At 63.1% G+C, this 20,751-nt stretch carries 17 protein-coding genes; 4 read left to right on the forward strand and 13 right to left on the reverse strand.

All coding sequences use genetic code 11. From position 1 onward, the window contains the following. The first annotated feature begins 36 nt into the window (after nt 1–36). Genes LOY45_RS21785 through LOY45_RS21795 form a run of 3 tightly spaced genes read left to right on the forward strand, consistent with a single transcriptional unit; the run spans nt 37 to nt 3,581 of the window. Entirely contained in the window at nt 37–954 is a 918-nt protein-coding gene (locus LOY45_RS21785) for a putative 2-dehydropantoate 2-reductase (protein ID WP_258578343.1), read from the forward strand. A 51-nt stretch (nt 955–1,005) separates the two neighbouring features. Further along, entirely contained in the window at nt 1,006–3,018 is a 2,013-nt protein-coding gene (locus tag LOY45_RS21790; RefSeq protein WP_115085445.1) for a sensor histidine kinase, read from the forward strand. A 2-nt stretch (nt 3,019–3,020) separates the two neighbouring features. Beyond that, nucleotides 3,021–3,581: a cob(I)yrinic acid a,c-diamide adenosyltransferase gene (locus LOY45_RS21795; protein WP_115085444.1), complete on the forward strand. Its 561-nt coding sequence runs from the start codon at nt 3,021–3,023 to the stop codon at nt 3,579–3,581. Between the two features lie 97 nt (nt 3,582–3,678). Here the strand turns inward: LOY45_RS21795 and LOY45_RS21800 are convergent, their stop codons facing one another. The 4 genes from LOY45_RS21800 to secA all read right to left on the reverse strand — a co-directional run bounded on the left by LOY45_RS21800 (nt 3,679) and on the right by secA (nt 9,410). Then, entirely contained in the window at nt 3,679–4,623 is a 945-nt protein-coding gene (locus tag LOY45_RS21800; RefSeq protein WP_134061432.1) for a Nudix family hydrolase, read from the reverse strand. Continuing rightward, nucleotides 4,620–5,252, reverse strand: coding sequence for a glutathione S-transferase (locus LOY45_RS21805; protein WP_115085442.1), 633 nt, complete (start codon nt 5,250–5,252; stop codon nt 4,620–4,622). The genes LOY45_RS21800 and LOY45_RS21805 overlap by 4 nt, the downstream gene beginning before the upstream one ends. An 81-nt stretch (nt 5,253–5,333) precedes the next feature. Beyond that, nucleotides 5,334–6,551: a bifunctional glutamate N-acetyltransferase/amino-acid acetyltransferase ArgJ gene (gene argJ, locus LOY45_RS21810; RefSeq protein ID WP_258578345.1), complete on the reverse strand. Its 1,218-nt coding sequence runs from the start codon at nt 6,549–6,551 to the stop codon at nt 5,334–5,336. 126 nt (nt 6,552–6,677) lie between these two features. After that, nucleotides 6,678–9,410: a preprotein translocase subunit SecA gene (gene secA, locus LOY45_RS21815; RefSeq protein ID WP_233674228.1), complete on the reverse strand. Its 2,733-nt coding sequence runs from the start codon at nt 9,408–9,410 to the stop codon at nt 6,678–6,680. Between the two features lie 283 nt (nt 9,411–9,693). On the opposite strand from secA, the gene LOY45_RS21820 reads away from it, so the two are divergent. Then, the gene (locus LOY45_RS21820; RefSeq protein WP_115085439.1) at nt 9,694–10,161 is read left to right on the forward strand and encodes a DUF721 domain-containing protein; all 468 of its coding nucleotides are present in this window, start codon (nt 9,694–9,696) and stop codon (nt 10,159–10,161) included. Nucleotides 10,162–10,298: 137 nt separating this feature from the next. Here the strand turns inward: LOY45_RS21820 and lpxC are convergent, their stop codons facing one another. The 9 genes from lpxC to murD all read right to left on the reverse strand — a co-directional run bounded on the left by lpxC (nt 10,299) and on the right by murD (nt 20,745). Then, entirely contained in the window at nt 10,299–11,210 is a 912-nt protein-coding gene (gene lpxC, locus LOY45_RS21825; RefSeq protein WP_115085438.1) for a UDP-3-O-acyl-N-acetylglucosamine deacetylase, read from the reverse strand. A gap of 112 nt (nt 11,211–11,322) precedes the next feature. Beyond that, on the reverse strand, nt 11,323–12,510 hold the full coding sequence (ftsZ, locus tag LOY45_RS21830; protein WP_115085437.1) for a cell division protein FtsZ: 1,188 nt from the start codon (nt 12,508–12,510) through the stop codon (nt 11,323–11,325). A 56-nt stretch (nt 12,511–12,566) separates the two neighbouring features. After that, on the reverse strand, nt 12,567–13,826 hold the full coding sequence (gene ftsA / locus LOY45_RS21835) for a cell division protein FtsA (RefSeq protein ID WP_134061430.1): 1,260 nt from the start codon (nt 13,824–13,826) through the stop codon (nt 12,567–12,569). Nucleotides 13,827–13,841: 15 nt separating this feature from the next. Continuing rightward, nucleotides 13,842–14,711: a cell division protein FtsQ/DivIB gene (locus tag LOY45_RS21840; RefSeq protein ID WP_115085436.1), complete on the reverse strand. Its 870-nt coding sequence runs from the start codon at nt 14,709–14,711 to the stop codon at nt 13,842–13,844. A 4-nt stretch (nt 14,712–14,715) separates the two neighbouring features. After that, nucleotides 14,716–15,675, reverse strand: coding sequence for a D-alanine--D-alanine ligase (locus LOY45_RS21845; RefSeq protein WP_115085435.1), 960 nt, complete (start codon nt 15,673–15,675; stop codon nt 14,716–14,718). After that, a complete protein-coding gene (murC, locus tag LOY45_RS21850; protein ID WP_115085434.1) occupies nt 15,672–17,126 on the reverse strand; it encodes a UDP-N-acetylmuramate--L-alanine ligase in 1,455 nt (484 codons plus the stop codon). Before murC ends, LOY45_RS21845 begins: the two co-directional genes overlap by 4 nt. After that, nucleotides 17,119–18,198, reverse strand: coding sequence for an undecaprenyldiphospho-muramoylpentapeptide beta-N-acetylglucosaminyltransferase (gene murG, locus LOY45_RS21855; protein ID WP_115085433.1), 1,080 nt, complete (start codon nt 18,196–18,198; stop codon nt 17,119–17,121). Before murG ends, murC begins: the two co-directional genes overlap by 8 nt. Further along, nucleotides 18,188–19,402 (reverse strand): putative lipid II flippase FtsW, encoded by a 1,215-nt coding sequence (gene ftsW, locus LOY45_RS21860; RefSeq protein ID WP_115085432.1) that lies wholly within the window; start codon nt 19,400–19,402, stop codon nt 18,188–18,190. The genes murG and ftsW overlap by 11 nt, the downstream gene beginning before the upstream one ends. Further along, nucleotides 19,399–20,745, reverse strand: coding sequence for a UDP-N-acetylmuramoyl-L-alanine--D-glutamate ligase (murD, locus tag LOY45_RS21865; RefSeq protein WP_258578346.1), 1,347 nt, complete (start codon nt 20,743–20,745; stop codon nt 19,399–19,401). The genes ftsW and murD overlap by 4 nt, the downstream gene beginning before the upstream one ends. Nucleotides 20,746–20,751 lie beyond the last annotated feature (6 nt).

Raw genomic sequence — 20,751 nt, forward strand, 5'->3', positions numbered from 1 at the left:
AAAATACCGGATCATTATAACGGTTGCGAAACGCTGATGAGCAGCACCTGGCATATTCTCGGCGCCGGCAGTCTGGGCAGCCTCTGGGCCTGCCGGCTGGCCCGCGCCGGCAAACCGGTCCGGCTGGTCCTGCGCGACAAGGCGCGGTTACAGGCCTATGAAGCCGCAGGCGGCCTGACCCTGGTCGAACAGGGCAAGGCGCAACTGCAGGCGATTCCGGCGCAACTGGCCGACGACAACACGCCGATCCACCGTTTGCTGGTGGCCTGCAAGGCTTACGACGCCGAACAGGCGGTGGCGCAACTGGCGCCGCGCCTGGCCCGGGACGCCGAGCTGATCCTGCTGCAGAACGGCCTGGGCAGCCAGGAAGCAGTGGCCAATCGCGTGCCACACGCCCGCTGCGTGTTCGCCTCCAGCACCGAAGGCGCGTTCCGCGAACAGGACTGGCAGGTGAATTTCGCCGGTCACGGCTTCAACTGGCTGGGCGATCCGGCCAACCCCGGCGCTCCGGGCTGGCTCGAAGACCTGAGCGACGCCGGCATTCCCCACCAGTGGACCCCGGACATCCTCACCCGCCTGTGGCGCAAGCTGGCGCTCAACTGCGCGATCAACCCGCTGACCGTGCTGCATGACTGTCGCAATGGCGGCCTGCAGGCGCATCACTGCGAAGTCGCCACCCTGTGTGCAGAACTGGCCGAGCTGCTGCAGTATTGCGGCCAGCCGGAAGCGGCCGAGGGCCTCAACGAGGAAGTCGAACGGGTGATCCATGCCACCGCGGCCAACTACTCTTCCATGTACCAGGATGTTCGCCATGGCCGGCGCACCGAAATCCACTATCTGCTCGGCCATGCCTGCCGCACCGCCAGCCGTCACGGCCGGCAGCTGCCGCACCTGGAACGGCTGTACCGGCGCCTGGTCGAACACCTGAACACGCGCGGATTGCCCAGCGACTGAGCACGGCGCTACCCTGCCCTTTCACCTACAGACCGGGATAACGCCTTTCACATGACCTTGCGCGAACGCCTGGAGAACCTGCCGGTCGGCCAGAAGTTGCTGGCCGCCCTGCTGGTGTTGTTGATCACCATCCTGCTGGTGGCCAACCTGACCTTTATCAGCGCTGCCTACTGGATCTCCCAGGAGAGCATGGCCCCGCAGGCCCTGCAGACTATCGGCCGACTGGTGTCCAATCCGCAACTGGCGCAACAGGCCAGCGATTCGCCGGAAGCCGCCAAAGCCCTGCTCAAGGAACTCGACAGCTACACCCCACTGCGCGCCGCCGCCCTGTACGGCAGCGACGGCAAGATGCTGGCGCAGTTGCAGCATGGTGAAGCCCTGCCGTTGCCCAAGCGCTACCGCAACATCGACAATTGGCGCCTGACCGAATTTCGCAGCACGCAACTGGTGAGCCTGCCCCGTGCGGGCGGCCCGCCCGGCCACCTGTTGCTGGTGGCCAGCAGCGAACTGCCGATGGCCTTCTACACCGGCACCCTGACCGCCAGCCTGGGCATCCTGGTGTTCAGTATCCTGCTGTGGATGATCATCGCCCGGCAGATCAAGCGCCTGATCACCCAGCCGATCTACCAGCTCGAAGAACTGTCGCGCCAGGTCACCCGCGAAGAGAACTACGCCCTGCGCGCCAAACGCGGCAATGACGACGAAATCGGCAGCCTGGCCGACGCCTTCAACACCATGCTTTCGCGCATCGAAGCCCGCGAGCAGCAGCTCAAGCGCACCCGCGACGAATTTCAGGACGCCTACGACCAGGCCCAGGGTCTGGCCGAAGAAACCCGTCACACCAACCGCAAACTGGAGCTGGAAGTTCAGGTACGCAGCAAGATCGAGAAAAAACTCACCGGCTTTCAGAATTATCTCAACAGCATCATCGACTCCATGCCCTCGGCGCTGATCGCCCTTGACGAACAGCTCTACGTCACTCAGTGGAACCAGGAAGCCAGCGCGCTCTCCGGCACACCGCTTGACGAAGCGTTGAACCAGCCGATCTTCCTCGCTTTCGAACCGCTCAAGCCGTTCCTGCCGCAGCTCAAGGAGAGCGTCGAAAAGCACCGGGTGGCGAAGATCGAGCGGGTGACCTGGACCAAGGACGACGACGCCCGCCACTATGCCCTGACCTTCTACCCGCTGATGGGCGGTGGTGGCCGCGGCGTGGTGATCCGGATCGACGACATCACCCAGCGGCTGTCGCTGGAAGAAATGATGGTTCAGTCGGAAAAGATGCTTTCAGTCGGCGGCCTGGCAGCCGGCATGGCTCACGAAATCAACAACCCCCTTGGCGCCATCCTGCACAATGTGCAGAACATTCGCCGGCGGCTGTCGCCGGACCTGGCCAAGAACCAGGAACAGGCCGATGAGATCGGCATTGATCTGCCCACCGTCAACCGCTACCTGGAAAGCCGCGAAGTACCGCAGTTGCTCGACGGCATCCAGCAGGCCGGTGCCCGTGCAGCGAAGATCGTCACCCACATGCTCAGCTTCAGCCGCCGCAGCAACCGCCAGCTGGCGCCTTGCGACCTGCCGGCGCTGATCGACCAGGCGGTGGAAATTGCCGGCAACGACTTCGACCTGACCATCGGTTTCGATTTCAAGGGCCAGGCCATCGTCCGCCAGTTCGACCCTGATCTGGGCCCGGTGCCGTGCACCGCCAACGAACTGGAACAGGTGCTGCTCAACCTGCTGAAAAACGCCGCCCAGGCCATTCACCTGCGCCAGGATGACAGCGAGCCCGGGCGTATCACCCTGCGCACCCGGCTCAATCCGCCGTGGGCGGAGATCCAGGTCGAGGACAACGGTATCGGCATGCCCGAAGCAGTGCGCAAACGTACCTTCGAGCCGTTCTTCACCACCAAGGAAATCGGCCAGGGCACGGGCTTGGGCCTGTCAGTGTCATATTTCATCATCACCAACAATCACAAGGGGCAGATGGAGGTGCAATCGGCACCTGGCCAGGGCACCTGCTTCACCTTGCGCCTGCCGCTTGCCCCCCTGAAGACGGAGTCATGAGCATGGGTTTTCGTTTGTCGAAGATCTACACCCGCACCGGCGACAAAGGTGAGACCGGCCTGGGCGATGGCCGCCGGGTACCCAAGGACCACCCGCGGATCGAAGCCATTGGCGAGGTGGACAGCCTCAACAGCCAGCTGGGTTTGTTGCTGGCCGGGTTGGCCGAGCACAGGCTGGATGAGCTCAGCGAGGTGCTGGCGCCTTGTCAGCACCGGTTGTTCGATCTGGGCGGGGAATTGGCGATGCCCGCTTACCAGGCGCTGAACAGTGCTGAAGTGGAGCGCCTGGAGGCGGCGATCGACCGCTGGAACGAAGAGCTGGGGCCGCTGGAGAACTTTATCCTGCCCAGTGGTTCGGCACTGATTGCCCAGGCCCATGTGTGCCGCAGCCTGGCGCGCAGTGCCGAGCGGCGTTGCCAGCAGTTGAACAGTGTCGAGCCTTTGGCCGGGGTGGGGCTGGCGTATATCAACCGGTTGTCGGATTTGCTGTTTGTCGCGGCGCGGTTGATTGCGCGGCGTCAGGGCGTTGCCGAGGTGTTGTGGCAGGCTGCGGCCAAGCCTTGAGGGCCTCATCGCTGGCAAGCCAGCTCCCACAAAGACTGCATACACCGAACCTTGTGGGAGCTGGCTTGCCAGCGATGGGCTGCAAAGCAGCCCCCTATCAGAGCTCAGGCCAAAATGCGCGGATCCCCGCCACACCCTGAGCGCCATGCAGCCAGGCCTTGTCCAGCTCGGCAGCACCCACGCCACCGAGCAAATACACGGGCTTGCTGAAGCCTTCGATCAGTTGCTGCGCCTGCTCCCAACCCAACGGCACGGCGTGTGGATGAGTCTGGGTCGCCTGCACCGGCGACAGGGTGACGAAATCCACGCCCATCTGCTCGGCCAACGCCAATTCTTCAGCATTGTGGCAGGACGCCGCCAGCCAGCGTTCCTTGGGGAACGGCCGGCCTTTGCTGGCGTACTTGCGCAACTGCTCGGAGGTCAGGTGCCAACCGGCCGCCGGGAAGTCACCCAGCCACTCCAACGGGCCCTTGAGCATCAACTGCGCCTTGCCCGCACACAGCCCGACCGCATCCACCGCCACATCGCGGTACTTGGGGTCGTACATGTTCGGCGCACGCAGTTGCACCAGCTTGATCCCGCCGGCAATGGCCTTCTGGATGCCACGCAGCATCTGCGGAACTTCCAGGCCTTCGGGCGTGATCAGGTATTGCCCCGGCAAGCGCGCGGCAGCAACGATCGGCTGGTTGGCTTCGGGGAAGTCGTAGTGCGGCAGCTCCCGCGCGCTTACCCAGGCCAGAGGCTGGCCTTCTGCGCCGTGGGGCTCGCCGGTAAAACCGTTGACCTCCCAGACATCCAGCAGCACCTGCTTGTCCGGGTAATCGTGCTTGACCTTGATCAATGGCCGCGCCGCAGTGACGACGATGCCCAGCTCTTCATGAAGCTCCCGCGCCAGGGCCCGCTCGACCGCTTCGCCGTCTTCAACCTTGCCGCCCGGGAACTCCCACAGGCCGCCCTGATGCTGGCTGTCGGCACGGCGGGCAATCAGGATGCGCCCGTCGGTACCGCGGATGACCGCAGCGGCTACATGCACACGTTTCACCCTTCACGCTCCGCCAGGCCAGCCTTTTGCCAGGCCTGGAAGGCTGGCCACTGGTAGATGGTTTCGATATAGGCCGCCGCTTCTGCCGGCACCTCTACCCGATAGGTGCGCAGGCGCACGGCGATCGGGGCAAAGAAGGCATCGACCAGGCTGACGCGGCCGAACAGGTACGGGCCTGCTTCCTTGGCGGCCAGGCGGCATTCGGACCACAGCGCGACGATGCGGTCGATATCCACCTGCACGTCCAGCGGCACGGTTTCCAGCGCTTCATCCCGGGACAGGTCGAACGGCATGTTGCCGCGCAGGGCGAAAAAGCCGCTGTGCATCTGCGCGCAGGCCGAACGGGCCTGGGCCCGGGCGGCGATGTCGGTGGGCCAGAGGTTGGCGTGCGGGTAGCGTTCAGCCAGGTACTCGGCGATCGCCAGGGAGTCGGCGATTACCCCATGCTCGCTCTTGAGCAGCGGCACCTTGGCAGTGGGCGAATGCTCGAGCAGACGCTGGCGGGTATCGGGCTGGTTGAGTTTGATCAGGGTTTCATCATAGGAAGCACCGGCCAGCTCAAGGGCCAGGGCGGCGCGCAGCGACCAGGAGGAATACAGCTTGTCGCCGATGATCAGTTGGTAGCTCATGGTGCGGCTCCATCAGGGACTTTTCGCGGGTCAAGCCCGCTCCTACTGGTTTTGTAGGAGCGGGCTTGACCCGCGATGAGGTTAGGTACGGTATTCGGCGTTGATTTTCACGTACTCGTGGGACAGGTCAGTGGTCCAGATGGTTTCGCTGCACTGGCCACGGCCCAGCTCGATACGGATGGTGATCTCTTCCTTGGCCATTACTGCCGAACCCTGGGCTTCGGTGTAGCTGGCGCTGCGCCCGCCCTTGCTGGCGATGCACACATCACCCAGGTAGACGTCGATCAGGCTGACGTCCAGGTCCGGCACGCCGGCACGGCCGACGGCGGCGAGGATCCGGCCCCAGTTCGGGTCGGAGGCGAACAGCGCGGTCTTGATCAGCGGCGAGTGAGCCACGGCGTAGCCGACGTCCAGGCATTCCTGGTGATTGCCGCCGCCGTTGACTTCAACGGTGACGAACTTGGTCGCGCCTTCGCCGTCACGGACGATGGCCTGGGCCACTTCCATGCACACTTCGAACACGGCCTTTTTCAGCGCTTCGAACAACGGGCCGCTGGCTTCGGTGACTTCGGCGACATCGGCCTTGCCGGTGGCAATCAGCATGCAGCAGTCGTTGGTCGAGGTGTCGCCGTCGATGGTGATGCGGTTGAACGACTTGTTGGCGCCGTCGAGGATCAGGTCCTTGAGCACCGCCGGCGCCACCTTGGCATCGGTGGCGATGTAGCCGAGCATGGTCGCCATGTTCGGACGGATCATGCCCGCGCCCTTGCTGATGCCGGTGACGGTGATGGTCACGCCGTCATGCTGGAACTGACGGCTGGCGCCTTTTGGCAGGGTATCGGTGGTCATGATGCCGGTGGCGGCAGCTGCCCAGTTGTTTTCCGACAGGTCATCCAGGGCAGCCTGCAGGGCGCCTTCGATCTTCTCGACCGGCAGCGGCTCGCCGATCACGCCGGTGGAAAACGGCAGCACGGCGCTGGCGTCGACGCCAGTCAGCGCGGCCAGCCTGGCGCAGGTGCGTTCGGCGGCGGCCAGGCCCGGCGCGCCGGTGCCGGCGTTGGCGTTGCCGGTGTTGGTCAGCAGGTAGCGCACGGTGCCCTGCACGCGCTGCTTGGCAAGGATCACGGGAGCGGCGCAGAACGCGTTCAGGGTGAACACGCCGGCAACACTGGAGCCTTCGGCGCAGCGCATTACCACCACGTCCTTGCGCCCCGGGCGCTTGATGCCCGCAGAGGCGATGCCGAGTTCGAAACCTGGAACCGGGTGCAACGTTGGCAAAGGACCAAGACCAACAGCCATGAAAGCGCTCCTAGAAAAAATGCGCCGGGTCGAGATAACCGGCGCTTGAGATGGAACAACGCCGCGACGGTGAGTACCAGTCGCGGCGCGGTGTTCAGATGTCAGCGGGGTGCAACGACGGTTTGATCAGTCGATCTTGCCGTGGCACTGCTTGAACTTCTTGCCCGAACCGCACCAGCATGGCTCGTTGCGGCCCAGCTTCTGCTCGTTGCGTACGGGCGCGGTGGCCACGGCAACGTCAGTGCCCTCTTCCTGCGGCTCAGCTTCCAGGCCTGGGGCCTCGGCGTGCTGGAACTGCATGCGCGCGGCCAGTTCTTCGGCTTCGCGGCGCAGACGGGCTTCTTCCTCGACCGGATCTTCGCGGCGCACCTGAACGTGCGAGAGCACGCGGATGGTGTCGCGCTTGATCGAATCGAGCAGCTCCTGGAACAGGTTGAACGACTCGCGCTTGTACTCCTGCTTCGGGTTCTTCTGCGCATAGCCGCGCAGGTGGATACCGTGACGCAGGTGATCCATGGTCGACAGGTGGTCTTTCCACAGGTCGTCGAGGACGCGCAGCAGGATCTGCTTCTCGAAGGTGCGCAGGGCTTCGGCGCTGGCCTGCTCTTCCTTCTCGTTGTAGGCCGCCAGCAGCTCGGCCATGAGCTTCTCGCGCAGGGTTTCTTCGTACAGGTGGTCGTCTTCGTCGAGCCATTGCTGGATCGGCAGCTTGACCCCGAAATCGCTGGCCAGCGACGCTTCCAGGCCGGCAACATCCCACTGCTCGGGCAGCGACTGCGGCGGAATGTGCTGGGCGACGGTGGCGTCGAGCACTTCCTGGCGGAAGTCGGCGATGGTGTCGCCAATATTGTCAGCTGCCAGCAGGCTGTTACGCATGTGGTAGATGACTTTACGTTGCTCGTTGGCGACGTCGTCGAATTCGAGCAGCTGTTTACGAATGTCGAAGTTGCGGCCTTCGACCTTGCGCTGGGCCTTTTCGATGGCGTTGGTGACCATGCGGTGTTCGATGGCTTCACCGGACTGCATGCCCAGCGCCTTCATGAAGTTCTTCACCCGGTCGGAGGCGAAGATACGCATCAGGCTGTCTTCCAGCGACAGGTAGAAACGGCTCGAACCCGGGTCGCCCTGACGGCCGGAACGGCCACGCAGCTGGTTGTCGATACGGCGCGACTCGTGACGCTCGGAGGCGATCACGTGCAGGCCACCGGACTCGATCACCTGCTGGTGACGCTTCTGCCAGTCGGCCTTGATCTGCGCAACTTGCTCAGGCGTCGCGTTTTCCATGGCGGCGACTTCGACTTCCCAGTTACCGCCCAGGAGGATGTCGGTACCACGGCCGGCCATGTTGGTGGCGATGGTCAGCGCACCCGGGCGACCGGCCTGGGCAATGATCTCGGCTTCTTTCTCGTGGTACTTGGCGTTGAGGACCTTGTGATCGATGCCTTCCTTCTGCAGCAGGTTGGACATGTGCTCGGAGGTTTCGATGGTCGCCGTACCCACCAGGACGGGGCGGCCCTGGGTCATGCTTTCCTTGATGTCGGCGATGATCGCCTGGTACTTCTCTTCGGCAGTCAGGTACACCAGGTCGTTGAAGTCCTTACGGGCCAACGGCTTGTTCGGCGGGATCACCATCACGTTGAGTCCGTAGATCGACTGGAACTCGAACGCTTCGGTGTCGGCGGTACCGGTCATGCCGGACAGCTTGTTGTACAGGCGGAAGTAGTTCTGGAAGGTGGTCGAAGCCAGGGTCTGACTCTCGGCCTGAATGTTCAGGTTCTCTTTCGCTTCGATCGCCTGGTGCAGGCCTTCGGACAGACGACGGCCCGGCATGGTACGGCCGGTGTGTTCGTCGATCAGCAGGATCTGGCCGTCCTGGACGATGTATTCAACGTTGCGATGGAACAGCTTGTGCGCGCGCAGGCCGGCGTAGACGTGGGTCAGCAGGCCCAGGTTGTGCGCCGAGTAGAGGCTCTCGCCCTCGGCCAGCAGACCGACCTGGGTGAGCATCTCTTCGATGAACTGGTGGCCGGCTTCGTTGAGTTCAACCTGACGGCTCTTCTCGTCGATGCTGTAGTGGCCTTCCTGGGTAACCTGGCCCTCGACTTCCTCGATGTGCTGCTTGAGGCGCGGGATCAGCTTGTTGATCTCGATGTACAGCTTGGAGCTGTCTTCGGCCTGGCCGGAGATGATCAGCGGGGTACGGGCTTCGTCGATCAGGATGGAGTCGACTTCGTCGATCACGGCAAAATTCAGCTCACGCTGGAATTTCTCTTCCATGCTGAAGGCCATGTTGTCGCGCAGGTAGTCGAAACCGAATTCGTTGTTGGTGCCGTAGGTGATGTCGGCGGCATAGGCGATGCGCTTCTCTTCCGGCGGCTGGAACGGCGTAACGACGCCGACGGTCAGGCCGAGGAATTCGTACAGCGGACGCATCCAGTTGGCGTCGCGGCGGGCCAGGTAGTCGTTCACCGTGACCACGTGCACGCCTTTGCCCGACAAGGCATTGAGGTACACGCCCAGGGTTGCGACCAAGGTCTTGCCTTCACCGGTACGCATTTCTGCGATCATGCCTTCGTGCAAGGTCATGCCGCCGATCAGCTGCACATCGAAGTGACGCATGCCCATGACCCGCTTGCCGGCTTCACGGGCAACCGCGAAGGCTTCAGGCAACAGCTGGTCGAGGGTCTCGCCTTTGGCCAGGCGCTCTTTGAACTCTGCGGTCTTGGCGCGCAGCTGCTCATCCGAGAGGGCCACCATCTGCTCTTCGAAGGCATTGACGATCTGTACCGTCTTGAGCATGCGTTTGACTTCACGCTCGTTCTTGCTTCCAAAAAGTTTTTTTAACAAAGGCGCAAACATATCGGCAGGATCTTCCACACGTGGGGATGGAGGGCGGCCCCGTAAGTCGCCCGTGCAGCCCTTATGGCCGCATGCGAACGAGCATTCTACCCGGAAACGATGGTGAGGAAAGTGGCGGATTTCCACGATGCTGGCACAGCGCTTTGACGGGGCATGGTTAAAATAAGGCCTTTTTCGCCAACTTCAACCCATTGCAACATGAAGTTTTACCCTGACTGCCTGGCCAAGGCTTACCACAGGCGATCTGCTAAGATGGCAGCTCTGTAACTTCAGGTGTCCCTTCATGGCTTTTCGCCCCTCGCCAGCCCGCGCCCCCGCTGTTCTTCTGCGCGAAGCCCGGCCGCTCAAAGCCCTGTTCAGCCAGGCCCAGCGCCTGGCGCAACTGCAGAAGCTGCTCGACAGCCAGTTGCAGCCGGCTGCCCGTGAGCATTGCCACATCGCCTCCTGGCGCGAAGGCACGCTGCTGCTGATCGTCACCGACGGCCACTGGGCCACCCGCCTGCGGTACCAGCAAAAACGCCTGCAACGCCAGTTGCAGACCCTGGAGGTCTTCGCCAGCCTGACCCGGATCCTGTTCAAGGTGCAGCCACCGACCACCCAGAGCCGGGCGGTCGGGCACACCGCAGACCTGTCGAGCCGCGCGGCCGAGAGCATTCAGGCGACGGCGGAGGGCATCAGCGATCCCAAGCTGCGGGCGGCGCTGGAGCGGCTGGCCAGTCATGCGCGAGACAAGGATTCGGCGGACGGTTGATATTCCGTACATGGGGCTGCTGCGCAGCCCATCGCCGGCAAGACCGGCTCCCACAGGTACTGTGTCGAGCAAAAACCAGGCATAAAAAAGGCCACCCGAAGGTGGCCCAAAAAAACTAAAGAAGAGAGTGTTCGTACTTACACTGCCGCAACCGGACGCATGTAAGAGATCGGTGCCGTGCTGGCATCTTCGAAAGTCACCACTTCCCAGGCGTCTTTTTCCTCGATCAGCTTGCGCAGCAGCTGGTTGTTCAGCGCGTGTCCGGACTTGTAGCCCTTGAACTCGCCGATCAGGCTGTTGCCCAGCAGGTAGAGGTCGCCGATGGCGTCGAGGATCTTGTGCTTGACGAATTCGTCTTCGTAGCGAAGACCGTCTTCGTTGAGCACGCCGTCCTTGTCGACCACGATGGCGTTTTCCACACTGCCACCGAGTGCGAGGTTGTTCTTGCGCAGGTACTCGATGTCACTCATGAACCCGAAGGTACGGGCGCGGCTGACTTCCTTCACGAACGAGGTGCTGGAAAAGTCCACGCTGGCACTTTGAGTCCGGTTGTGGAACACCGGGTGATCGAAATCGATCTCGAAACTCACCTTGAACCCGTCGAACGGCAGGAAAGTGGCGCGCTTGTCGCCGTCTTCCACTGTCACTTCGCGCAGGATGCGGATGAACTTCTTGGCTGCGTCCTGTTCTTCCAGGCCGGCAGATTGAATCAGGAATACAAAGGGCCCAGCGCTACCGTCCATGATCGGCACTTCGGACGCGGAGAGCTCGACGTAGGCGTTATCGATGCCCAGGCCAGCCATGGCCGAGAGCAAGTGCTCAACCGTGTCTACCTTGGTATCGCCGTTGACCAGTGTCGTCGACATGGTGGTCTCGCCGACATTCGCCGCGCGGGCAGGAATTTCCACCACGGGGTCGAGGTCGGCACGACGAAATACGATGCCGGTATCCACAGGTGCGGGTTTGAGGGTCAGGTAAACCTTTTCCCCGGAGTGCAGGCCGACACCTGTGGCACGGATGATATTTTTCAGGGTGCGTTGTTTAATCATGGCATTGGCCGCTTCAGCGCAAATTGCGAACTGGTATCAACAAAGGCTGAGGATAATACCAGACCCGGCCTTTGCTGAACACCAATCACCCTTATACCCCTGATAAATTTCATTAATCGGCCTGACGACGCAGGAATGCCGGGATGTCCAGGTAGTCCAGATCGTCTTGCGGATTAAGTTTGGCAGCCGCTGCCGCACCGGCGTGAGCCTGGTTGCGCATCACGGTCGGACGCTCCAGATCACGGTAGTTCACCGAAGATTCGTGACGAACAGGAGCCGGTGCCGGGGTCTGCGCCGCAGCAGTCTGCATGGTGTTGTCGATAACCTTGACCGGCTTCTCGATTTTTGCACCCAGACCAGTGGCAACCACGGTAACGTGCAGCTCGTCGCGCATGTCCGGATCGATAACGGTACCGACCTTGACCATGGCGTGATCGGAAGCGAAGGCTTCGATGATGCTGCCGACGTCCGAGTATTCACCCAGCGACAGGTCAGGACCCGCCGTGATGTTGACCAGGATGCCGCGAGCGCCCTGCAGGTTGACGTCTTCGAGCAGCGGGTTGCGGATGGCTGCCTCGGTCGCTTCACGTGCACGGTTAGGACCGCTGGCGCAGCCGGTACCCATCATCGCCATGCCCATCTCGCTCATCACGGTACGCACGTCGGCGAAGTCGACGTTGATCATGCCCGGACGCTTGATGATGTCGGAGATACCGCGAACGGCACCGGCCAGTACGTCGTCAGCCTTGGCGAATGCCGACAGCAGGCTGGCATCCTTGCCGAGGATGGTCAGCAGCTTCTCGTTGGGGATGGTGATCAGCGAGTCGACGCTGTCAGCCAGTGCACGGATGCCCTCGTCGGCAATCTGCATGCGCTTGCGGCCTTCGAACGGGAACGGACGAGTGACCACGGCAACGGTGAGGATGCCCAGCTCTTTCGCCACTTCGGCGATGATTGGCGCCGCACCGGTACCGGTACCGCCACCCATGCCGGTAGTGATGAACACCATGTTGGTGCCTTGCAGCACTTCGGCGATGCGCTCACGGTCTTCCAGCGCGGCTTGGCGGCCGACTTCCGGATTGGCACCAGCACCCAGGCCCTTGGTCACGCCGGTACCCAGTTGCAGGATGGTGCGCGCGCCGATGTTTTTCAGCGCTTGAGCATCAGTGTTGGCGCAGATGAATTCGACGCCTTCGATGTTGCTCTTGACCATGTGATTGACGGCGTTGCCACCGCCGCCACCGACGCCGATCACTTTAATGACCGGACTTTGCGGGACGTTGTCTACGAGCTCGAACATTTTCCCTCTCCTTACAGTTCTCTAGTTTTTGCGCCTACTACTACTGCTTTGAAACTTTAAAAGTTGCCCTGGACCCAACGTTTGAAGCGTTCGAACGCTGGAGCCTTCGGTTCATCGCCATAGCCGTTGCTGCTGCTGCTGATACCGGTCAGGGTCAAGCCGTCGGACTGCTTCTGCAGGCCGTAGGTCAAAAGGCCCACACCGGTGGAATAGATCGGGTTGCGCACCACATCGCTAAGGCCGCGAACACTGTGCGGTACGCCCAGGCGTACCGGCATGTGGAAGATTTCCTCGGCAAGTTCTACCGCGCCTTCCATTTTCGAGGTACCGCCGGTCAGGACGATGCCCGCCGGTACCAGGTCTTCGTAGCCGCTGCGACGCAGTTCGGCCTGGATCAGGGTGAAGAGCTCGTCGTAACGCGGCTCGACCACTTCGGCCAGGGCCTGGCGCGACAGTTCGCGCGGCGGACGGTCGCCGACGCTCGGCACCTTGATGGTTTCACCGGCACCGGCCAGTTTGGCCAGGGCGCAGGCGTAACGGATCTTGATCTCTTCGGCGTACTGGGTCGGCGTGCGCAAGGCCATGGCGATGTCGTTGGTCACCTGGTCGCCGGCAATCGGGATCACCGCGGTGTGACGGATCGCGCCTTCGGTGAAGATGGCGATGTCGGTGGTGCCGCCGCCGATGTCGACCAGGCACACGCCCAGCTCTTTTTCGTCGTCGGTCAGGACCGAGTAGGCCGAGGCCAACTGCTCGAGGATGATGTCGTCGATTTCCAGGCCGCAGCGACGCACGCACTTCTCGATGTTCTGTGCGGCATTGACGGCGCAGGTGACCACGTGGACCTTGGCTTCCAGACGCACGCCGGACATACCCAGCGGCTCGCGCACGCCTTCCTGGTTGTCGATCACGTAGTCCTGCGGCAGGGTGTGCAGGACCCGCTGATCGGCCGGGATGGCAACGGCCTGGGCGGCGTCGAGCACGCGCTCCAGGTCCGCCGCGCTGACTTCGCGGTCGCGGATGGCGACGATGCCGTGGGAGTTCAGGCTGCGGATGTGATTGCCGGCAACACCGACGAACGCCGAGTGAATCCGGCAGCCCGCCATCAGCTGGGCCTCTTCGACCGCGCGCTGGATCGACTGCACGGTGGACTCGATATTGACCACCACGCCCTTCTTCAGCCCGCGCGATGGGTGGGTGCCGATACCGACGATTTCCAGGGTGCCGTCGGCGGCGACTTCGCCCACCAGAGCCACAACCTTGGAGGTGCCGATATCCAGCCCGACGATCATTTTGCCGCTATGCGCATTTGCCATGGGTCCTGCCTCTCTCTAATTCTTCGCAACGGCGGGTTGGGCCGTTGTCGGTGCATTCGGTTCCCGCCAGCCAACGGCCAGGCCATTGGCATAACGCAGATCGATGCGGGCGATGTTCGTGATCTGTTCTTTGAGTGTCTTGTCGTAAATGGCAATGAAGCGGCGCATCTTTTCCACCAGATGATCGCGTCCCAGCAGCAGTTCGATACCTGGCCCGGCGCTACCGGCACCGGTGGTCAGGAACCAGCTGCCGCGCTCGCGCAACTCCAGCCGGGCAATCGAAAAGCCCATCGGCCGCAACATCTGGCTCAGGACCTGATATTGCTGCATTACTTTTTGCTGCGCCCGCTGCGGCCCGAACAGCTGCGGCAGGTGCTCGTAGTTGGCAAGTTCGCGCGGGGTGAAGGCCTGGCCCTGGTTATTGAGCAAGGCTTCGTCGCCCCAGCGCGCTACCGGCAACTGTTCTTCCAGGCGGATCACCACTTCATCCGGCCATACCCGGCGCACTTCGGCGTGGGCGATCCAGGGCATCTGCTCCAGTTCCGCACGCATGCTCGCCAGGTCGACGGTGAAGAAGCTTGCCGCCACGTACGGAGCGATCCGCTGCTGCACCGCCTGTTGGCTGATGTAGCTGAGGTCGCCCTGCACGGCGATCTTGGTGATCGGCCGGTCGGCGTACGGCATCAGGCGCTGGGCACCCTCGTAGGCGCCAAACCCGGCGGCGACCAGCAACACCGGCCAGAGCAGGCGCTTGAACACGCTGAAGTTGGCCTTGGGCAGGCGCGCCGACAGTGGCTCCTTGGCCACCATCCGGCTGGCACCACGCGGCACCGGCTTGTTACGGCCGGGGGCGGGTTGCTGATGACGTAACATCGCGCCTTGCATGGGCTTAACCTCGCGCCTCGACGCTTGCCGCCAGGATCGCCAGCACCAACTGCTGGAAGTCCAGGCCGGCCGCGCGTGCCGCCATCGGGACCAGGCTGTGATCAGTCATGCCTGGTGCGGTGTTGACCTCGAGCAGCCAGAAACGCCCCTGCTCGTCCTGCATCACGTCCAGCCGGCCCCAGCCAGCGATGCCAATGGCGTCGCAGGCGCGGGCGGTCAGGTCGATGAGTTCCTGCTCTTTCTCAGGGCTCAAGCCACACGGGATCCGGTACTGGGTATCGGAGGCCAGGTACTTGGCGTCGTAGTCGTAGAACGTGTGCGGCGTGCCCAGGGCGATCGGTGGCAACACCTGGCCACGCAGGGTCGCGACGGTGAACTCCGGACCGTGAATCCATTGTTCGACCAACACTTGCGAATCGTAGGTAGCGGCGTCTTTCCAGGCGGCGATCAATTCGTCGACACCGTTCACTTTCGCCATACCGATACTGGAACCTTCATGGGCCGGTTTGACGATCAAAGGGAAGCCCAGTTCCGCACCTGCAGAAATACAGTCAACTTCGCTGCTAAGCACGGCATGACGCGGGGTCGGAATACCCAGGCTGTGCCAGACCTGTTTGGTCCGCAGCTTGTCCATGGCCAGCGCCGAAGCGAGGATGCCGCTGCCGGTGTACGGAATGCCCAGGCACTCCAGCAGGCCCTGCATGCTGCCGTCTTCACCGCCACGACCGTGGAGGATGATGAAGGCGCGATCGATCTTCTCGCTCTGCAGGCGCTGCAGCAGGTCGTCACCGACATCGATGGCGACCACGTCGACACCGGCGCTGGTCAGCGCTTCGATGACTGCGGCACCGGACTTGAGCGAAACCTCGCGCTCGGCGCTCTTGCCGCCATAAAGCACGGCTACGCGGCCGAAGGCTTTCGGCTCGATGGTCGAGTGCAAAGTGGCGTATGCGTTATCAGTCATTTCGACTTCCCCTGACTGGCAACTGCACCAGCGAACAACGGACTCTTGAGTAATTGCGGGGCCAGGCCACCGATGTCACCGGCCCCCTGGCACAGCAGGATGTCGCCGGCGCGCAGCAGCGGCTTGACCAGCGGCGCCAGCTCGATGCCGCGCTCGATGTAGATCGGGTCGAGCTGGCCGCGCTGGCGGATGCTGTGGCACAGCTGACGGCTGTCGGCGCCCGGGATCGGCTCTTCGCCGGCCGGGTAGACTTCCATCAGCAGCAGCACGTTGGCATCGGCCAGGACCTGGACGAAATCGTCGTAGAGGTCACGGGTGCGGCTGTAACGGTGCGGCTGGTACACCATCACCAGGCGCCGCTCAGGCCAGCCACCGCGCACGGCCTTGATCACCGCCGCGACTTCGGTCGGGTGGTGGCCGTAGTCGTCGACCAGCATCACGCTGCCGCCGTCCACCGGCAGTTCGCCGTAGACCTGGAAGCGCCGCCCTACCCCCTGGAACCCCGAGAGGCCCTGGACAATGGCTTCGTCGCTGATGCCTTCGTCGGTGGCAATGGCGATGGTCGCCAGGGCGTTGAGCACGTTGTGGTTGCCCGGCATGTTGACCGACACGTCCAGCGGCTCGCGATCGCGGCGCAGCACGGTGAAGTGGGTCTGCATGCCCGACTGGCGAACATTGATCGCACGCACATCAGCTTCTTCGCTGAAACCGTAGGTAACCGCCGGACGCTTGACCTGCGGCAGGATCTCGCGCACCACCGGGTCGTCCAGGCACATCACCGCCAGCCCGTAGAACGGCAGGTTGTGCAGGAACTCGACGAAGGTTTTCTTCAGCTTGTTGAAGTCGCCTTCGTAGGTCGCCATGTGGTCGGCGTCGATGTTGGTGACCACGGCCACCAGCGGCTGCAGGTGCAGGAAGCTAGCGTCGCTTTCATCGGCTTCGGCGATCAGGTAGCGGCTGGTGCCGAGCTGGGCATTGGTGCCGGCTGCATTCAGGCGGCCACCGATGACGAAGGTCGGGTCCAGGCCACCGGCGGCGAATACCGAGGCCAGCAGGCTGGTGGTGGTGGTCTTGCCATGGGTACCGGCAACGGCGATGCCGTGGCGGTAGCGCATCAGCTCGGCGAGCATCTCGGCCCGCGGCACCACCGGAATGCGCCGCTCAAGGGCAGTGGCGACTTCCGGGTTGGCAGTGTTGATGGCACTGGACACCACCAGCACATCGGCGCTGGCGGCGTTCTCGGCACGGTGACCGATGAAGATCTGCGCACCGAAGGATTCCAGACGCTCGGTAACCGGCGAGGTCTTGAGGTCGGAACCCGACACCTGGTAACCCAGGTTCAGCAGCACTTCGGCAATACCGCACATGCCCACACCGCCGATACCGACGAAGTGGATGCGACGGATACGGCGCATTTCCGGTTGTGGCATGGCTTTTTTGTTCTCAACCATGGGCCACCTCCAGACAGATATCGACCACGGTGCGGGTGGCAGCGGGCTTGGCCAGGCGCCGGGCAGTGGCGGCCATGGTGGTGAGTTTTTCCGGTTGCATCAGCACCTCGTTCAGGCGTTCAGCGAGTTGCGCTGCGCCAGTTGTCGCTTGTGGCATCAGGAAGGCAGCGCCTTCACGGGCCAGATAATGGGCGTTGTGGGTCTGGTGGTCGTCGATGGCGTGGGGCAAGGGCACCAGCATCGAGGGCAAGCCGGCCGCGGCCAGCTCGCTGACAGTCAGCGCACCCGCGCGGCAGACCACCAGATCAGCCCAGCCATAGGCATGGGCCATGTCCTTGATGAACGGCTCTACCTGAGCCTCGACACCGGCCTCGCGATAACGCTCGGCGGTAATCTGGTCATGCTGCTTGCCAGCCTGGTGGAATACCTCGGGACGAATCTCCTGAGGCACCTGGGCCAAAGCCTGGGGCAGCAATTTGTTCAGCGGTTCGGCACCCAGGCTTCCGCCGAGCACCAGCAAACGAGGCTTGCGCGCACCCAGGGGCTCGCGCAGGGTTTCCATGAACAGTTCGCTGCGCACCGGGTTACCGGTGGTGCGCAGTTTGTCCGACGCCGCGAAGGTGTCGGGGAAAGCTTCGCAGACTCGGCCAGCCAAAGGCACCAGCAGCCGATTGGCGGTACCGGCGCGGGCGTTCTGCTCGTGAATCACCACGGGTACGCCGCACAGCCGGGCAGCGACGCCCCCCGGACCGGTCACGTAACCACCAAAGCCAACCACACACACCGGCTTGAGCTGACGAATGATCCGCCGCGCCTGCAGCACGGCCTTGACCAGGGTGAACGGCGCCTTGAGCAGCGACAGCTTGCCTTTGCCACGCAGGCCAGTGACCTGGATCAGGTGCAACTGCAGGCCGGCCTGGGGCACCAGTTCGTTTTCGATACCGCGCGGGGTGCCCAGCCAGTGCACGCTGTAACCGCGCGCCTGGAATTCACGGGCGCAGGCCAGCGCCGGGAACACGTGGCCCCCGGTGCCGCCTGCCATGATCAATACGCTCTTGCCGTTAGCGGCCATGATTCGGCTCCTCGGCAAAATCGCTTTCATTGAATTCGTGTTCTTCACTGCCCAGGTGCGTACGGCTCTCCCATTCGATGCGTAGCAGCAAGCCGACGCAGGCACAGCAGATCACCAGGGAGCTACCGCCGTAGCTGAGGAACGGCAGGGTCAGGCCCTTGGTCGGCAGCAGGCCGACGTTCACGCCGATGTTGATCAGGAACTGACCGATCCACAGGAACGCCAGGCCGAAGGCCATATAGGCGGCAAAGAATTGTTTGGCTTTTTCTGCCCACAGGCCGATGTACAGCGCGCGCACAGTGACGAACACGAACAGCGCCACGGTAACCAGCGAGCCGACCACACCCAGCTCTTCGGCCAGTACCGAGAAGACGAAGTCGGTGTGCGCTTCGGGCAGGTAGAACTGCTTCTGCACGCTGTTGCCCAGGCCAACGCCGAGCCACTCGCCGCGACCGAAGGCGATCAGTGCCTGGGTCAACTGGTAGCCGGAGCCGAACTGATCCGACCAGGGGTCGGTGAAGGTGATCAGACGCGCCATCCGGTAGGGCTGGGCCTGGACCAGAATGAACACCGCTGCAACCGCCAGCACCACCATCAGACTGAAGCGGAACAAGCCGACGCCGCCGAGGAACAGCATCGCCGCCGCCGCGCCCATCATTACCACCGTGGCGCCGAAGTCCGGCTCCATCAGCAACAGGCCGGCCATCGGCAGCAGCACGATGAACGGCTTGAAGAAACCCATCCAGCTTTCGCGCACTTCCTGCTGGCGACGCACCAGATATCCGGCCAGGTAAATGACCACGAAGACCTTGGCGATTTCCGAGGGCTGAACGTTGAAGAAACTGAAACCGATCCAGCGCATCGAACCGTTCACTTCGCGGCCAATGCCTGGCACCAGTACCAGTACCAACAGCGCGAAGGCGCCGACCAGCATGGTGAAGCCCATCTTCTGCCAGGTGGCGATGGGCACCATCATGGTGACGATGCAGGCGAACACGCCGATTGCCACGTACACCAGGTGGCGGAACATGTGGTAAAGCGGGTTGCCCGACTGCACCGCGGCCACTTCCGAGGAAGCCGAGGTAATCATCACCAGGCCCAGGCCCAGCAGTGCCAGGCACCCGGCGAGCATGGCGAAATCGAGATCGACGCCGCGCCCGCTGATCAGCGGCGATGGATAAGGCTTGATGATGCCGAAGATCATGCCAGCCCTCCTGCGGCCTGGGCGAACAGGCGCCCACGCTCTTCAAAGTTCTTGAACATGTCCAGGCTGGCGCAAGCTGGCGACAGCAGCACGGCGTCGCCGGGCTGGGCCAGTTCGGCACATTGCTGCACCGCTTCATCGAGGGTTTTCACCCGGATCAGCGGCACGCCGTCACCCAGGGCTTCGGCCAGGCGCTCGGCATCGCGGCCCAGCAGCACGACGGCGCGGCAGTTGGCGGCAACCGGCGCAGTCAACGCGCTGAAGTCGGCGCCTTTGCCGTCGCCACCGGCGACCAGCACCAGCTTGCCGTCGATATCGGCGCCCAGGCCTTCGATAGCCGCAAGGGCGGCACCGACGTTGGTCGCTTTGGAATCGTCGTACCAGTTCACGCCATTGCGCTCACGAATCCACTGGCAACGGTGCGCCAGGCCAGCGAAGGTGCGCAGGCTGGACAGCATGGCGTCCATCGGCAGGCCAACAGCGTGGCCCAGGGCCAGGGCTGCCAGGGCGTTGGACTGATTGTGCGCGCCGCGGATTTTCAGTTCACGAACCGGCATCAGGTTCTGGAACTCGAACGCCAGGTATTTCTCGCCGTTTTCTTCACGCAGACCGAAGGCCTTGAAGTCGGGCGCGTTCAAACCGAAGGTCCATACCGGCTGGCCTTCAGCCAGCAGCGGGCGGCTCAGGGCGTCCTGACGGTTGACCGCCACCTGCCGCGCACCACGGAAGATCCGGTGCTTGGCCAGGTGATAGGCCGGCAAGCCACTGTAGCGGTCCATGTGGTCTTCGCTGACGTTGAGCACGGTGGCCACTTCGGCGTTGAGCTGGTCGGTGGTTTCCAGCTGGAAGCTCGACAGTTCCATCACGTACAGCTCGACGTCGTCGCTGAGCAGATCCAGCGCCGGGGTACCGAGGTTGCCGCCGACTGCCACACGCTTGCCTGCCGCGGCGGCCATTTCGCCGACCAGGGTGGTCACGGTGCTTTTCGCGTTGGAACCGCTGATGGCAATGATCGGCGCCTTGGCGTTGCGGGCGAACAGTTCGATGTCGCCCGACAGCTTCACGCCACGGGCAGCTGCCTGCTGCAGGGCCGGGGTGGCCAGGGCCAGGCCGGGGCTGACATACAGCTCGTCGGCGCGGCAGAGGAACTCTACGTCCAGCTCGCCACAGCGCACTTCCACCTGCGGAAAATCACGGCGCAGGGTATCCAGTTCCGGCGGGTTGTCACGGGTGTCGGCAACCGCAAAGGCAACGCCCCGGTTCGCCAGGAAGCGAACCAGGGACATGCCGCTCTTGCCGAGGCCGACAACGATGCGGAAGTGGTCAGAAGCGATCAAGGACACGCGTTT

The sequence above is a fragment of the Pseudomonas wadenswilerensis genome, from assembly GCF_024749185.1.
Classification (GTDB): Bacteria; Pseudomonadota; Gammaproteobacteria; order Pseudomonadales; family Pseudomonadaceae; genus Aquipseudomonas; species Aquipseudomonas wadenswilerensis.

What these genes read in the sequence shown, in the direction of transcription:
- LOY45_RS21785 (WP_258578343.1), top strand. Translation starts at nt 37, where the DNA reads ATGAGCAGCACCTGGCATATTCTCGGCGCCGGCAGTCTGGGCAGCCTC.
- LOY45_RS21790 (WP_115085445.1), top strand. Translation starts at nt 1,006, where the DNA reads ATGACCTTGCGCGAACGCCTGGAGAACCTGCCGGTCGGCCAGAAGTTG.
- LOY45_RS21795 (WP_115085444.1), top strand. Translation starts at nt 3,021, where the DNA reads ATGGGTTTTCGTTTGTCGAAGATCTACACCCGCACCGGCGACAAAGGT.
- LOY45_RS21805 (WP_115085442.1), bottom strand. Translation starts at nt 5,252, where the DNA reads ATGAGCTACCAACTGATCATCGGCGACAAGCTGTATTCCTCCTGGTCG.
- argJ (WP_258578345.1), bottom strand. Translation starts at nt 6,551, where the DNA reads ATGGCTGTTGGTCTTGGTCCTTTGCCAACGTTGCACCCGGTTCCAGGT.
- secA (WP_233674228.1), bottom strand. Translation starts at nt 9,410, where the DNA reads ATGTTTGCGCCTTTGTTAAAAAAACTTTTTGGAAGCAAGAACGAGCGT.
- LOY45_RS21820 (WP_115085439.1), top strand. Translation starts at nt 9,694, where the DNA reads ATGGCTTTTCGCCCCTCGCCAGCCCGCGCCCCCGCTGTTCTTCTGCGC.
- lpxC (WP_115085438.1), bottom strand. Translation starts at nt 11,210, where the DNA reads ATGATTAAACAACGCACCCTGAAAAATATCATCCGTGCCACAGGTGTC.
- ftsZ (WP_115085437.1), bottom strand. Translation starts at nt 12,510, where the DNA reads ATGTTCGAGCTCGTAGACAACGTCCCGCAAAGTCCGGTCATTAAAGTG.
- ftsA (WP_134061430.1), bottom strand. Translation starts at nt 13,826, where the DNA reads ATGGCAAATGCGCATAGCGGCAAAATGATCGTCGGGCTGGATATCGGC.
- LOY45_RS21840 (WP_115085436.1), bottom strand. Translation starts at nt 14,711, where the DNA reads ATGCAAGGCGCGATGTTACGTCATCAGCAACCCGCCCCCGGCCGTAAC.
- LOY45_RS21845 (WP_115085435.1), bottom strand. Translation starts at nt 15,675, where the DNA reads ATGACTGATAACGCATACGCCACTTTGCACTCGACCATCGAGCCGAAA.
- murC (WP_115085434.1), bottom strand. Translation starts at nt 17,126, where the DNA reads ATGGTTGAGAACAAAAAAGCCATGCCACAACCGGAAATGCGCCGTATC.
- murG (WP_115085433.1), bottom strand. Translation starts at nt 18,198, where the DNA reads ATGGCCGCTAACGGCAAGAGCGTATTGATCATGGCAGGCGGCACCGGG.
- ftsW (WP_115085432.1), bottom strand. Translation starts at nt 19,402, where the DNA reads ATGATCTTCGGCATCATCAAGCCTTATCCATCGCCGCTGATCAGCGGG.